Raw genomic sequence first — 14,257 nt, forward strand, 5'->3', positions numbered from 1 at the left:
CGCGCGGGCGTGGCGGAACTGGTAGACGCAAGGGACTTAAAATCCCTCGGCCTTGGCCATCCGGGTTCGATCCCCGGCGCCCGCACCATCCTTAGACGGACGGAAGCTCCCCGAAAGACGTAGGCTTCATCACTATCGCTGTCTGGCATCGCGTTGCCGCCCTGCCGGGTGCGTGCGATTCTGGCAGCTCAGGCAACCACGTTCCTATCGTCCGCAACCCCGTTTCGGAGAGGATGAACGCATGGTTGACGAGGCTGGCGAACAGCAATGCCCCTTTTGCAAGGAAGCGATCAAGGCCGGCGCGGTGAAGTGCCGTTTCTGCGGTTCGCGGCTGATGGCGCGGACGCTGGAGCATGAGGGCATCTGCCCGTTCTGCAAGGAGGAGATCAAGCCCGGCGCGGTGAAGTGCCGCCACTGCTATTCCTATCTGGGCCAGTTGGCCGAGGGACGAGCGAGGGTGGCCCGCAACATGGCCGCCGGTGGTGTTTGCAACTGCACGCCGGCGGGCGGGGCCGAGCGCTCGGCGCAGAACGCGATGCGCAGCCCGCAAAGCGATTGGTGGGATTGCGTCGATTACTGCTTCCTGCTGACGCTCGGCGAGGGCGGTGCGGCCTTCGACCAGTGCATCAACTACCGGTGCGGCGGTTATCCGATGAAACCCGACTTTGAAGTGTAGCATCGCGTCGCAGCTTCTCTTGTGATCGCAAAGGCGGTCGTGGCACAGTCGGGTCAAAAGGAGTGCCCGCCGAATGCCCGCAGCCGTCAAGACCGCCTTTGCCCGTCCCAGACCCTGGACCGAGGTCGCCCCGCGCCTCGTCGATGTCGCTACCGGCCGCAAGCCGGCCGATCTGGTCGTGCGCAACGGGCGCTGGGTCAACGTCCATTCGGGCGAGGTGATTCCCGGCACGGACCTCGCCATCGTCGAAGGCCGCTTCGCCTATTGCGGCCCGGATGCCTCGCACGCCATCGGCGCCGGCACCAAGGTCGTCGATGCGGGTGGGCGCTATCTCGTGCCCGGCCTATGCGACGCGCACATGCATGTCGAAAGCGGCATGGTGACGGTGACCGAGTTCTGCCGCGCGGTGATCCCGCACGGCACCACGTCGATGTTCATCGACCCGCACGAGATCGCCAACGTGCTCGGTCTTGAGGGCGTGCGGCTGATGCATGACGAGGCGCTGGCAATGCCGGTGAACGTGCATGTGCAGATGCCGTCCTGCGTGCCTTCCGCGCCAGGGCTGGAGAATGCGGGCGCGCAGCTCACCGCCGAGGACGTGGCCGAGGCGATGACGTGGGAAAACATCATCGGTCTGGGCGAGGTGATGAATTTTCCCGGCGTCGCCGCCAACGACCCGCTGATGGTGGCCGAGATCGCAGCCACGGTGAAGGCGGGCAAGACGGTAGGCGGCCACTATGCCTCGCGCGACCTTGGCCTTCCGTTCCACGGCTATGTCGCCGGCGGGCCGGAAGACGACCATGAGGGCACGACGGTGGAGGACGCAATCGCCCGCGTCAGGCAGGGCATGAAGGCGATGCTGCGGCTTGGCTCCGCCTGGTACGACGTGGCGACCCAGATCAAGGCGGTGACGGAGCAGGGGCTCGACCCGCGCAACTTCATACTGTGCACCGACGACAGCCATTCCGGCACGCTGGTGCAGGAGGGGCACATGGACCGTGTCGTCCGGCACGCCATCGCGCAGGGGCTGAACCCGGTCACGGCCATCCAGATGGCGACCATCAACACCGCCCAGCACTTCCGGCTGGAGCGCGATCTGGGCTCCATCGCGCCGGGCAGGCTGGCTGACTTCCTCATCGTGTCCGATCTTGCAGCGCTTGCCATCGACGAGGTCTATGCGCGCGGTGCGAGGCTGGCGCGCGGCGGCAGGCTGGAAGCCGACATTCCCGCATACGATTATCCGGCCAGCGCCAAGAACACGGTCCGGCTGGGCAAGAAGCTGGGCGCGGACGACTTCGACATCGCCGCCCCCGAAGGGGCCAACGAGGTGCGCGCGCGCGTCATCGGCGTGATCGAGAACCAGGCACCGACGAGGGCGCTGGAAGCCGACCTCGCGGTCGAGGACGGTCTCGTCGCCATGGATCGCCAGAACGACGTCTGCCAGATCGCGCTGGTCGAGCGCCATCGCGGCACGGGAGGCGTCGTCAACGGCTTCGTGTCGGGCTTCGGCTACGTGAAGGACTGCGCCATAGCATCCACCGTCGCGCACGATTCGCACCACATGATCGTGGTCGGCACCAACAAGCAGGACATGGCGCTGGCCGCCAACCGGCTGGGCGAGGTGGGCGGCGGGGTCGTTCTGTTCTCGCAGGGCAGGGAACTGGCGCTGGTCGAGATGCCGATCGCCGGCCTGATGTCGGACGAGCGCGCGGAAATCGTTGCCGAGAAGGCGGCGGCGCTCACGGCGGCGATGCGCGACATGGGCTGCACCCTCAACAACGCCTACATGCAGCACTCGCTGCTGGCGCTCGTCGTCATTCCCGAGCTGCGCATCTCCGATGTCGGCATCATCGACGTGACGCGGTTCGAGAAGGTCGACCTGTTCGTGACGGAGTAGTGTCCGGCGATCAGGCGTCTTCGCCGATGACCAGCTCGATGGTGGTGCGGGTGCCGCCCTTGCCGTCGCCATAGGCGATGGTGGTGCCAAGCTGCGCCGCCATCGCCGAGACGATACGCGTGCCCATGCCGGTTCCCTTCGGCGTGCCGGTGCCGTTCCAGCCGATGCCGTCATCTTCCACCACGAGCAGGGCGCGGCCTTCCTCCGACCGGCGCATCAGCAGGCGCACCTCGCCGGACGTTCCTTCCGGATAGGCGTATTTGTAGGCGTTCGTCAGCAGTTCGGTGACGATCATGCCCACCGAGACCGCCTTGTCGGTCGGCACCGCCACCGCTTCAAGGTCGAGCTTCATGCGCGGGGCATGGCCGATTGCCCGCATCGTCGTGTCCAGTTCCTCGGCCAGCGTGGCGAGATAGGAATCGAGCGAGACCGACCGCACATCCTCGGAGTTGTAGAGCTTGCGGTGCAGCCCGGCGATCGCCGAGATGCGCGCCTGCGTTTCGTTGAGCGCATCCTTGGCCGCCGGATCGGTGATGGCTGAGGTCTGCATCCGCACCAGTGCGGCAACGAGCGCCAGGCTGTTGGCGACGCGATGGTTCACCTCGGCCAGAAGGATTTCCGCGCGGTCGCGCGCCTCGCGCACCTCGCGTTCGGCCAGTTCGCGCATACGCTCCAGCCGCGCCTTCTCGATGGCCTGCTCGATGGCGCTGACCAGCAGAACGAGGAACTCCTCGCCGACGGTCTTGAGCACATAGTCCGCCGCGCCGGCCTTCAGCGCCTCCACGGCCACGGTGGGCTCCTGCGAGCCGGTGACGTAGACCACCGGTGGCGACGGACTGCGCTCGCTGAGGGCTGCAAGCACGCTCATGCCCGTGCCGGTCGCGAGGAAATGGTCGAGCACGACCACGTCGATGCCACCTTCGGCGATGCGGTCCAGCCCGGCCTGGCCGTCCGCTGCCAGTTCATATGCGTATCCACGGCGCGTCAGCGCTCTTTCGACCAGGCGTGCGAGCGCCTTGTCGTCGTCGATCTGCAGCACTCGGAATACGCGGTTTGGCACGCTATTCGGTCTCCGGAACCTGCATGACGGAGAAGAAGAGCCCCAGCTGCCGAATGGCGTTTGCGAAGCCTTCGTAGTCCACCGGCTTGGTGATGTAGACGTTGGCGCCGAGATCGTAGCAACGCTGGATCTCGCGCTCGTCGTCCGTTGTCGTCAGCACGACCACCGGCGAAAGGCGGGTATGCTGGTTGTTCTTGACCTTCTCGAGGATCGAGACGCCGGTCATGTCCGGCAGGTTGAGGTCCAGCAGCACGAGCAGGTGACGGCCGGCACTTTCCAACCCTGAGCCATCGGCGCCCAGCAGGTAGCGCAGGGCTTCCGTGCCGTTCGTGAAGGGGATGATCTCGTTGTTGACGCCCGCGCGGCGGATGTTCTTTTCGATGAGGCGGGCATGTCCTTCATCGTCCTCGATCATGATGATCGTGACCGGTTTGGGGGCATTCATGCTGCTTCGCTCCTTATGACGGTCCTGACGTCCAGCGGCAGGAGAATGGAAAAGGTGGTGCCCTTGCCGAATTCGGAGGAAAGGGTGATGTCGCCGCCCAGGCTGCGAACAAGCGTGCGCACATGCGCCAGGCCGATGCCTTCGCCGGGTTTGTCCTGCTGGCCCGACCGGCGGAAGAGGTCGAACACGCGCTGGTGATCTTCGGCCGCGATGCCGCGCCCGTTGTCGGATACGTCGATGAGCACCTGACCGCCGGGCACGTTGCGCGCAACGATGCGGATTTCCAGCGGGCGGTCGCCGGCACGGTATTTCACGGCATTGTCGAGCAGGTTGCCGACGACCTGTTCGATCGACAGCCTGTCGGAAACGATGCGCGGCGCGGTGACGGAGAGCGTCGCTTCGCCGTCTGCTTCCGCGATCTGGTGCTGGATCGTCGCCAGATTGGCCTCCAGCAGCGCCTGCAGGTCTATCGTCTCCGGCTTGATGGGGCGCTTGCCCTCGCGCGAAATCTTCAGGATCGCGTTGATGAGCCCGTCCATCTTGCGGGTGGAGGAGCGGATGAAGCCGATGGCTTCCGGAAGGTCCTCGGCCGCAGCCGCTCGCGCCTCGTGGATTTCCTGTTCGCTGAGCGTCCCGCCCTCCGCCAGCACGTAGGACTGGATCGACTTCATGGTCTGGTCCAGCTCGCTGGTGAAGCCCATGATGTTGACCAGCGGGGCGCGCAGGTCGTGGGTGACGATGTAGGCGAAGCGCTGCACTTCCTCATTGGCGCGGATCAGGTCGTGCGTACGTTCCTTGACCCGCTGCTCCAGCCCGGCGTTCAGCGTCTCGACTTCCTGGCGTGCGGCAAGCAGGTCGCGGGTGTAGCTCAGCGCGATCCAGACCGAGCCGCCGCCGACCAGCAGAATCAGGAAGCCGCCCGCAATGGCCACCACGCGCAGGAGGTTGGCACTGAAGCGCTGCTCTTCGACGCCCTCGATCAGACGATTGTCGGCATCGGCGACGATCCTGGTGAAAAGCGCACGCGCCTCGTCCATGATCTCCTTGCCGCGGTCGGTCGCGACGATCTCGACGGCCTCGGCAACTTGGCCGGTGCGTGCAAGCTGGATCGTCTGGTCCATCTCTGCCAGCTTGCTTTCGATCTCTGGGCCCAGCCGCTCCACGGCGTCGAGGTATTGCGGATACCGCTCGACGATGGTGCGAAGCTCCTCGAAGGTGGGAATGATGCGGTTGTGCGCGGCTTCGTACGGCTCGAGATAGCTTTCTTCCTGCGTCAGCAGAAAGCCGCGCTGGCTCGTCTCAACTTCCTGCATTGCGATGCGCAGGTTGTTGGTCGAGGTTCGCAGGTCGCGCGCTGCAACAACCTCATTGAAATAATGCTGCGAGCGCTCCACCAGCCAGATCGTCGAGCCGACGATGGCAAGCAGCGCCAGCAGCCCCACTATCAGCAGGACTGCACCACCACGAAGGAATGAGGTTTGTGTAATAGGCATACAAAATTCTTCAAAACGACCGAAACTCAAATACGCGAAAGCTAATAAAACGCTATAAAAAAAGACATAGCGCGGTCGTTATGGGTACCTTACGATAGGAAAGGTACTTCGCTTTGCGCGCCCTATTGTCCAACCGCCACACTAATGACCTCCAGCGGCGTGGTAATGATGATTTCCGCGGCCGTGCCGATGGTCTGCCCGAATCCCTGCGCAAGCCTTTCGATTCGGCCCGTTATCTGGCTGGCATCGCCGCCGAGGCTGTCGTCTTCGTTGAGACGATCGCCGAGAAGCTGGACGAGCAGCGGATTGTCGGCGAAGCGGGCATGGTTCAGCCGGTCGCCGCTGGAAAGCCCCGACACGTCGACGACGATGACGCCGAGGTTCGCCAGTTCGTCATCCTTGTCATAGTCGCCGACCCGCGGACGGTTGCCCGCTATGATGGAGGAAACCAGCAGCGCCCTGTCATCGCGCGACACCAGCACGAAGAAGGGCCGCTTCGGCGTGCCCATGCGGCGCAGCTGGCTCTTGAACACGTCCACGTCGATGTCGGGGGAGGCCAGAACCACGTCGCCGAGGATGCCGGAAGCGTCATTGTCCTGGCCGATCTCGATCTGGCGTAGCGCCTCCATCGTTACCCAGTTGCCCATCGAGTGCGCGACGACGTCGATGCGCCTCGCGCCGGCCGCGCGCACCATGCGCAGCGTCTCCTCCAGCCCGTCGCGGGCAATCGTCGCGGAGTTGTTGTCGTAGATGTAGTCGACCGTGCGCCCGGTCGACGCCCAAGAGAACAGCACCGCCGTCCCCGCATAGCCTGAATCGTGCACGATCTGCGCTGCTCGGTAGACGGAGCTGTCGAAGGCGGTGCGGTAGCCGTGCACGAAGACGAGCGCGCGACCGTCGGTGCGCGCCAGGCTCTCGCGCAGCGCGGCGCTGAAATCGGGAGCCGCCGGAAAAACGCCGATCTCGCCTGCCGCGAAGTGGCGGGCGGCGTCGCGGCGCTGGCCGTTGCGCGGCCTTTCGAGCACGCCCGACTGGTGGCCCTGAGGAATGGTGACGTCGACACGGGCGAAGCTGAGCGCGTCGCCGCGCGCGCCGCTGAACATCTCGGCCGGTTCCGCTGCAGGTGCACGGGTAGTGGCTACGAGGATGCGGTGGGTGGCGAGTATCTGGCTCTGCTCCGCCGCTGCGGCGTCGAGCAGGCTGCGCGACTGTCCGCCCGCGCAGCCCGAGCCGAGCACGACCATGGCGAGCATGGACAGCCAGAGGGCAATGCTGCGACCCGACGAACCCAACGCGCACTCCCTCGACAAATCGCCCTGTGCAGCGAAACTATCTGCCCGCAACGCGGGAAGAAAGCGAAATCAGCGGCTCCAGAACACCGGCGTGAAGATGATCAGCACCGCGAGGATTTCGAGGCGGCCGAGCAGCATCGCGAAGGAGAGTATCCATTTCGCCGTGTCCGGCAACGTCGCGAAATTGCCGGCCGGGCCGATGACGTCGCCAAGGCCGGGGCCGACATTCGTCAGCGCTGTCAGCGCGCCCGACAGAGACGTGATGAGGTCCAGCCCGGTCGCTGCCAGCATGACGGTGAGGATGAGCCAGATAATCATGAAGGCCGAAACGAACAGCACGACCGCCCGCTGCACCGTATCGTCGACGGGGCGGTCGCCGTAGCGCACGCTGGCAACGCTGTTGGGGTAGACGAAGCGGCGCAGGCCGTTGACCAGAAGCTTGAAGACGATGAGAAAGCGGTAGGCCTTGATGCCGCCGGAGGTCGAGCCGGAGCACCCGCCCATGAACATCGCGGCGAAGGCGCAGGCCACGGCAAACGGCCCCCACTGCATGTAGTCCGAACTGGCATAGCCCGTCGTGGTGATGATCGACACGAAGTTGAAGGCCACGTGGGTCAGCGCATCCCAGAATGGTAAGCCCATGCTTACGCGCAAGTAGATGGCAACCGCGAAGACGAAGACGACGGTATAGAGCGCAAACAGCTTGATCTGCGGGTCGCGCAGGGCGTCGAGCCGTCCGGTCGCGATCAGCAGGATGAGGATGGAGAAGGGCAGGGCGCCGATGAACATGAAGATGGTGCCGACCCACAGGATGGCATGGTTGTCGGCGTAGTAACCCATCGAGGCGTCATGCGTGGAGAAGCCGGCGGTCGCGATGGTGGTGAGCGCGTGGTTGAGCGCCTCGAAGCCGTTCATGCCGGCCGCCGCGTAGGCCACGGCGCAAATGATGGTCATCGTGGAATAGATGGCCAGCAGCGTCGTCGCATAGGTGGAGAAGCGCTCGAACGGGCGGTCGGCAATGTCGCTGGATTCGATCTTGAAATAGGAGAAGCCGCCGACATTCAGGAACGGCAGTATGAACAGGCCGAGCGCGATGACGCCCAGCCCGCCCATCCATTGCAGGATGGAGCGCCACATCAGGATACCCGGAGGCAGGCTGTCGAGGCCGACGATCACGGTTCCACCCGTCGTGGTCAGGCCGGAAACGGCCTCGAACACGGCATCGGCGAAACCCATGTCCAGCGACGACGCCAGAAACGGCACCGAACCGACCGCGCTGGACGTGAGCCAGAGGAAATTGACCACCAGAAAGCCGAAGCGCGACGAGATGGGCGGCGCGCGCCCCTGCGTCGCCAGCGCCACCGCCATCGCCAGCCCGCCGGTGAAGAAGGCGGAGAAGGCAAAGACGATCCAGTCTTCGTTGCCGTAGTAGAGATCGACGGCCGCCGGCACCAGCATCGCGGCTGACAGGTAGAGCGCGAACACCGACGCGATGTGGAGCGCGGCTCTGACTGAAGTGTAGTGCACGGGGAATCGCTGCCTTGACCTTGCGCTGCCGAACAGTGGCGTCATCGCGGAGATTGTGCAATAGCGCCCCGAACGCAGGCGGAGAAGACACGATGTCCGGATTTCCACGCGAGGTTGGGCGCGCCGCCGCCGCGATGCGCGACCTCTTTCCCGAAACGCCGCTGCAGGAAAACGACTACCTGTCGCGCAAGACGGGCGCTCGCGTGTTCCTCAAGCGGGAGGATTTGTCGCCCGTCCGCTCCTACAAGATCAGGGGCGCGTTCAACTTCTTCCGCAAGGCGCTGGCGGGCGGTGAAGCGGCCGAGGTGTTCGTCTGCGCGTCTGCCGGCAACCACGCGCAGGGCTTCGCCTATGTCTGCCGGCATCTGGCGAAGCGCGGCGTCGTGTTCATGCCGGTCACTACCCCGCAGCAGAAGATCGACAAGACCCGCATGTTCGGCGGTGGGGCGGTCGAAATCCGCCTGATTGGCGACTTTTTCGACGATTGCTACCGCGCCGCGCAGGAGTTTGCCGCAGAGAGCGGCGGGCTGATGGTGCCGCCCTTCGACCATCGCGACATCATCGAGGGGCAGGCGACGGTCGCCCACGAGATCGCCGCGCAACTGCCCGAGGGGCTTTCGCCGGACCTGATGATCCTGCCCGTCGGAGGCGGCGGGCTTTCCGCCGGTGTGACGCGCTATATCGGCGAGGCGGGCGGGCATACCGCGTTCTATTTCGCGGAGCCCGCAGGCGCGCCGAGCTTCCGCCAGAGCCTTTCAACGGGGAAGCGCGTGAAGCTTGAGAAGGTGGACAATTTCGTTGACGGCGCCGCTGTCGGCGAGATCGGCCGCGAGAATTTCCGCCTGCTCAAGCATTTCAGCGAGGAGCAGGTCCGCCTGATCCCCGAAAACCGCCTCTGCGCCACGATGATCGAAATGCTCAATGTCGAGGGCATCGTGCTGGAGCCCGCCGGCGCGCTGGCGATCGACGCGCTGAAGGATTTTTCGCGCAAGGAGCTGAAGGGAAAGACGATCGTGCTCGTCGTCTCGGGCGGCAATTTCGACTTCGAGCGCCTGCCCGACGTGAAGGAGCGCGCGCTTCGTTTCGAGGGGCTGAAGAAGTACTTCGTCTTCCGCTTTCCGCAGCGACCCGGCGCGCTGCGCGATTTTCTCTCGCTGCTCGGCCCCGACGATGACATCGCCCGCTTCGAATATCTGAAGAAGTCGGCGCGCAACTTCGGCTCCGTCCTCATCGGCATCGAAACGAAGGACGCGAAGAACTTCGACGTGCTGCGCAAGCGCTTCGCCGAAGGCGGCTGGGCCTATCAGGACATCACCGAAAACGAGGTGCTGGCGGGGCTCATCATATGAGCGGCACGGTCTACATCGTCCTGTTTCGCGGCGTGGGCGGCAAGACACAGCTTCCCACCAGGCCGCTTCGCGAGAAGCTGACGGAAGCCGGTTTCGACAATGTGGCGACCTACATCAACAGCGGCAACGCGCTGGTGAAGAGCGATCTTGCGCGCGCAAAGGTCGTGGCGCGCATCGCTGAAATCTGCGCGCGCGAGTTCGGCTTCGACAAGGCGGTCTATGTACTCACGCGCAAGGAGTGGGCTGCCTTGATGGCCAACAACCCGTTTCCGGATGCCGTGGAGCCCGGCAACCAGCTTCACGCGGCATGGCTGGACGGCAAGCCTCCCGCGGGGGCCGTGGAAGCTCTCGAGGCGGTGGCGGGCGACGGCGAGCGCATCGCCGTGGTCGGCAATGTTGCCTATTTGCACACGCCAAACGGCTTCGGCCGGTCGAAGCTCGCGGAGAAGTTCGACAGGGGCATCGGCGTGCCCAACACGGCGCGCAACTGGAACACGGTGAAGAAGCTGGCCGAGATGGCGGAGGCCGCCGAGACCTAGCGGGTTTGCTGCGCTGCACAAGAAAGCAGTTGCTTTCCTGCGCGAATTACCCCATATGCACAATCATGAGGCGCATGGGCCGGGTATGCCGGCTTTCCATTTAAACGGACTGGTTGCGTCTGACCTTCCACTTTCCGCTCCCCAGGGGCCGGGATTTTGAGGGGAGCCCCGCCGCAAGAGGCGCGCGGGCACGACAGCGCAGCCGAGCGAACCGATCCGGTTCGCCGCCTTGTCGTCCATCATTGAAAACTGTGCTGCGGGTTGCGCCCCGTGGCGTTTGTCTGCGGCCGGACCGAGTTCCGCGATCCCGCAAGAGAGAAGATTATTTTGACGAACGAAAACAACATCGCCGCGATCGAAACCGCACCGGAAGGCTTTGCCGCTCTCGGCATCACCGGTCCGCTTCTGAAAGCGACGCACAATGCAGGGTTCACCGAGCCCAAGCCGATCCAGGAGCAGGCCATTCCGGCGCAGCTCAAGGGCCGCGACATTCTTGGCATCGCCCAGACCGGCTCGGGCAAGACGGCCGCCTTCAGCCTGCCGATCCTGTCGAAGATCATCGGCATCGGCTCGAAGCGCGTTCCGCGTACCTGCCGCGCGCTGATCCTGGCTCCCACCCGTGAGCTGGCCGTCCAGATCGAAGAGACGATCCGCGTGCTGGCCAAGGGCCTGCACATCTCTACCGCGCTGGTGCTCGGCGGCGTGTCGCGCTTCTCGCAGGTCAAGAAGATGCAGCCGGGCGTCGATGTCCTCATCGCCACGCCGGGCCGTCTGACCGATCTGGTTCGCGAAGGCGACATCAGCCTTGCCGAAACCCGCTATCTGGTGCTGGACGAGGCCGACCGGATGCTGGACATGGGCTTCATCAACGACGTGCGCCGCATCGCCAAGGCGACGCACCGCGACCGCCAGACGGCGCTGTTCTCCGCGACCATGCCCAACGAGATCGCCCAGCTTGCCGAAAGCCTGCTCAAGCAGCCGCTTCGCGTCGAAGTCGCGCCGCAGGGCACGACCGCCGGCGAGATCGTGCAGAGCGTGGTGATGGCGCGCACCAAGCAGAAGCGCAAGATCCTCTCCGAGATGCTCGCCGACGAGGCGATGAAGTCGGTCATCATCTTCGCCCGCACCAAGCACGGCGCCGACCGCGTTACCAAGGACCTGGAGCGTGACGGCTTCGAGGCGGCCGTGATCCACGGCAACAAGTCGCAGAACGCGCGCCAGAAGGCGCTTAACGGTTTCCGTGATGGCTCGGTTCGCATCCTCGTGGCTACGGATATTGCGGCGCGCGGCATCGACGTTCCGGGCATCAGCCACGTGGTCAATTTCGACCTGCCGGACGAGGCAGAGAGCTATGTGCACCGCATCGGCCGTACGGGCCGCAACGGCGCCGACGGCATCGCGATCACGCTGTGCGATCCGACCGAGAACGCCAAGCTGCGCCAGGTCGAGCGCATCATCCGCTCCAAGCTCACGGTCGCCGCGTCCTATCTGGACCAGCCCGATCCGGTGCAGCCGAAGCGCGATCCGAACGCTCCGCGTCCCGTGCCGGACAATGACGACGTGCGGCGTCCTCACAACAACAAGCCGAAGCGTTTCGGTGGCAAGCCGGGCCGCAATCTCGCAAGTTCCGGCAAGCCGAATGGCGAAAAGAAGCCGTTCCGTGGCAGGCGTCGCCCGCAAGGCGGCCGCAAGGCTGCCTGACCGACCGAACGCGGCTGGCCCAATTGCGCGGGCCGGTTTCATCGACTAAGGCGTTTCCCGTCGGCCGTCCGGCCGCCCAACAAAAAACGGGAAACGCCATATGGCCGGATTGGCTGCGCTCGCGATAGCCTATGTGCTGTCGCAATTCTATCGCTCGTTCATGGCGGTGCTCACGCCGTCTCTGATCGCTGAGTTAGGCGCGACGAAGGCGCAGCTTTCGTTCGCGTCGGGAGCGTGGTTCATAGCCTTCGCGGCCGCGCAGTTCGCCATCGGCGTCTGGCTCGACCGCTACGGCCCAAAGCGCACCGCTTCGGTGCTGCTGGCCGTTGGCGGCGGTGGCGGCGCGATGCTGTTTGCAATGGCGACCGAGCCTTGGATGGTCACGGCCGCCATGGCGTTTATCGGCATCGGCTGCGCGCCAGTACTGATGGCCTCGGTCTTCATCTTCGCCCGCACCTACTCGCCTGCACGCCTTGCCATCCTCGTTTCATGGCTGGTGGGCTTCGGCTCTTTCGGCAACGTGATCGGGGCATCGCCTCTGGCATCGGCCGCCGACGCCTTCGGCTGGCGCCCGGTGATGGTCGGGCTCGGCTGCGTCACCCTGATGACGGCTGTGGCGATCCAGATCTTCGTGCGCGATCCCGCGCGCCACGGCGACGGCTCGGGCGACAACGGATTTGCCGGTTACCTCGAGCTCTTCAGCCTGCGCGTGCTGTGGCCGATCCTGCCGCTGGTGGCATTCAACTACGCTGCGGCTGCCGGTATACGCGGCCTCTGGGCCGGACCCTACCTTTCCGACGTCTACGGCCTCGACGCGCTGGCGATCGGGCAGGTCACGCTCTTCATGGCGCTCGCCATGGTGGCCGGAAGCTTCATCTACGGGCCTCTCGACACGTTCTTCGGCACCCGCAAATGGGTGGCGATCGTCGGAAATACGCTCGGGCTGGCGGCGCTCGTCTTCATCGCGCTCAACCCCGTCACGACCGTGACGGCGACGACCGCCATCCTCGTCGTCATCGGCATTACCGGCGGCAGCTATGGCCTGCTGATGGCGCATGGGCGCGCGTTTCTGCCGCCGCACCTGACGGGCAGGGGGGTGACGCTGCTCAACTTCTTCTCCATCGGCGGCGTGGGTGTGATGCAGTTCGCGACCGGCGGGGTGGTGACGGCCAGCACGGTGCCGGAAGACCCGTCCGCGGCCTATGCGGCGCTGTTCTGGTTCTACGCCATCATGCTGGCGATCTCGCTGCTGATCTATCTCGCGGCGCGCGACGCGAAGCCGGAGAAGCCCGCCAAGGAAATCAGCGGCTGAGCGATTTCGCCCACTCGGTGATGCGGCCGGCGACAAGACCGTTGGTCGATGAGGAGAGCGCGTCTCCTGCGATGACGTGATGGCCGGGGTCGTCCGACCCTTCGACGATCATCGTCTCGGCGGGGCCGCCCCAGCGTTCGGCCATCTGGCGGGTCAGTTCGGGCCGCACCACCCTGTCGGCATCGGAAAAGATGAAAAGCGCCGGCGCGGTGACGGTCTCGACCGGCGTTTCGCGCGCAAGCTCGGTCAGCGCGGCCATCGGCAGCGTGGCCGATGTGGGGTAGCGCGTCGTCCAGTAGCGGCCGTGTGCCTCGTTGCGCGGCTCGAACCCGCGTTCCTTGCCGGCGACGAGTTCGGCGATCTGGCCGCCCCACGGGAGCGTGAGCAGCCACGCCCCGGAAGCCTGCACGCCATAATTGGGAGATATGAACGCATAGCCGGCAATATCGCGCGCCAGCGCCGGCTGCGCCGATGCCCATGTGGCAAGCGCCGCGCCCGTCGATGTCGCGACCACGATGACGCGGTCGCCCAGCCTGCGGCCGATCTCGATGGCCTCCGCGTAGTCGTTGGCCCAATCTCTCACCGACGCGCGCGCCATCGCCGCGCCGTCGCCGCCATGGCCGGCAAGCCGCGTGTAGAACAGGTTGGCGCCCAATGCGCCCGCCACCTCGTCCGGCACGGGCCGAAGCTCGCCCTTGGATGCCGAGAACCCGTGCACGTAGACGATGGCGAGAGGCGTTCTGGCGGGCGCTGCCGGGTTCGCCCAGACGATTTCCTTCGCAACGTCCGGGCGCAGGCCTGCCACCTCGGCCTCGCGCTGCGCCAGCCACGCCTCGGCATCGTCGCCGATGGCCGAACCGTCGAAGCTGATGGTGGTGTCCCTGTCGACGCGCGGCCCGGTGACGAACAGGATCGCCAGCGCCGCAAGCGCGATGACGACGGGAAACAGGATCATGCGCATGGCGG

Annotated in this window: 12 protein-coding genes and 1 tRNA gene; 7 read left to right on the plus strand and 6 right to left on the minus strand. The window is 65.3% G+C overall.

Going from position 1 to position 14,257, the window contains the following annotated elements; genetic code table 11:
* Positions 1–3: 3 nt before the first annotated feature.
* The 3 genes from FY036_RS16115 (at position 4) to ade (ending at position 2,573) form a co-directional block, all read left to right on the plus strand.
* Positions 4–88 (plus strand) — tRNA-Leu (locus FY036_RS16115).
* A 153-nt stretch (positions 89–241) separates the two neighbouring features.
* Positions 242–676, plus strand: a complete 435-nt coding sequence (locus FY036_RS16120) for a double zinc ribbon domain-containing protein (RefSeq protein WP_148915767.1) — start codon at positions 242–244, stop codon at positions 674–676.
* Between the two features lie 73 nt (positions 677–749).
* Positions 750–2,573 (plus strand): adenine deaminase, encoded by a 1,824-nt coding sequence (gene ade / locus FY036_RS16125; protein WP_148915768.1) that lies wholly within the window; start codon positions 750–752, stop codon positions 2,571–2,573.
* Between the two features lie 10 nt (positions 2,574–2,583).
* Here the strand turns inward: ade and FY036_RS16130 are convergent, their stop codons facing one another.
* The 5 genes from FY036_RS16130 to FY036_RS16150 form a co-directional block, all read right to left on the minus strand.
* Positions 2,584–3,633 (minus strand): sensor histidine kinase, encoded by a 1,050-nt coding sequence (locus FY036_RS16130; RefSeq protein ID WP_148915769.1) that lies wholly within the window; start codon positions 3,631–3,633, stop codon positions 2,584–2,586.
* Position 3,634: 1 nt separating this feature from the next.
* Positions 3,635–4,078 carry a response regulator gene (locus tag FY036_RS16135; RefSeq protein WP_148915770.1) on the minus strand — a complete coding sequence of 148 codons (444 nt, stop codon included), beginning with the start codon at positions 4,076–4,078 and terminating at the stop codon, positions 3,635–3,637.
* Positions 4,075–5,571, minus strand: a complete 1,497-nt coding sequence (locus FY036_RS16140; RefSeq protein WP_148915771.1) for a sensor histidine kinase — start codon at positions 5,569–5,571, stop codon at positions 4,075–4,077. The genes FY036_RS16135 and FY036_RS16140 overlap by 4 nt, the downstream gene beginning before the upstream one ends.
* A 122-nt stretch (positions 5,572–5,693) precedes the next feature.
* Complete coding sequence (locus FY036_RS16145; RefSeq protein WP_328593107.1) at positions 5,694–6,863, minus strand: alpha/beta hydrolase; 1,170 nt, start codon at positions 6,861–6,863, stop codon at positions 5,694–5,696.
* A 69-nt stretch (positions 6,864–6,932) separates the two neighbouring features.
* A complete protein-coding gene (locus tag FY036_RS16150; RefSeq protein ID WP_148915772.1) occupies positions 6,933–8,390 on the minus strand; it encodes a TrkH family potassium uptake protein in 1,458 nt (485 codons plus the stop codon).
* A 92-nt stretch (positions 8,391–8,482) separates the two neighbouring features.
* Between FY036_RS16150 and ilvA the strand changes: the two genes are divergently transcribed.
* From ilvA to FY036_RS16170, 4 genes are all read left to right on the plus strand, one after another.
* Positions 8,483–9,739, plus strand: coding sequence for a threonine ammonia-lyase IlvA (gene ilvA / locus FY036_RS16155; protein WP_148915773.1), 1,257 nt, complete (start codon positions 8,483–8,485; stop codon positions 9,737–9,739).
* Positions 9,736–10,278 carry a DUF1697 domain-containing protein gene (locus tag FY036_RS16160; RefSeq protein ID WP_148915774.1) on the plus strand — a complete coding sequence of 181 codons (543 nt, stop codon included), beginning with the start codon at positions 9,736–9,738 and terminating at the stop codon, positions 10,276–10,278. Before ilvA ends, FY036_RS16160 begins: the two co-directional genes overlap by 4 nt.
* 327 nt (positions 10,279–10,605) lie before the next feature.
* Positions 10,606–11,979, plus strand: coding sequence for a DEAD/DEAH box helicase (locus FY036_RS16165; RefSeq protein WP_148915775.1), 1,374 nt, complete (start codon positions 10,606–10,608; stop codon positions 11,977–11,979).
* A 100-nt stretch (positions 11,980–12,079) separates the two neighbouring features.
* Positions 12,080–13,291: an MFS transporter gene (locus tag FY036_RS16170; protein WP_148915776.1), complete on the plus strand. Its 1,212-nt coding sequence runs from the start codon at positions 12,080–12,082 to the stop codon at positions 13,289–13,291.
* On the opposite strand, the gene FY036_RS16175 is transcribed toward FY036_RS16170, so the two are convergent.
* Entirely contained in the window at positions 13,281–14,252 is a 972-nt protein-coding gene (locus FY036_RS16175; RefSeq protein ID WP_148915777.1) for an alpha/beta hydrolase, read from the minus strand. The genes FY036_RS16170 and FY036_RS16175 overlap by 11 nt on opposite strands.
* Positions 14,253–14,257 lie beyond the last annotated feature (5 nt).

The sequence above is a fragment of the Neoaquamicrobium microcysteis genome, from assembly GCF_008180155.1.
GTDB lineage: Bacteria > Pseudomonadota > Alphaproteobacteria > Rhizobiales > Rhizobiaceae > Aerobium > Aerobium microcysteis.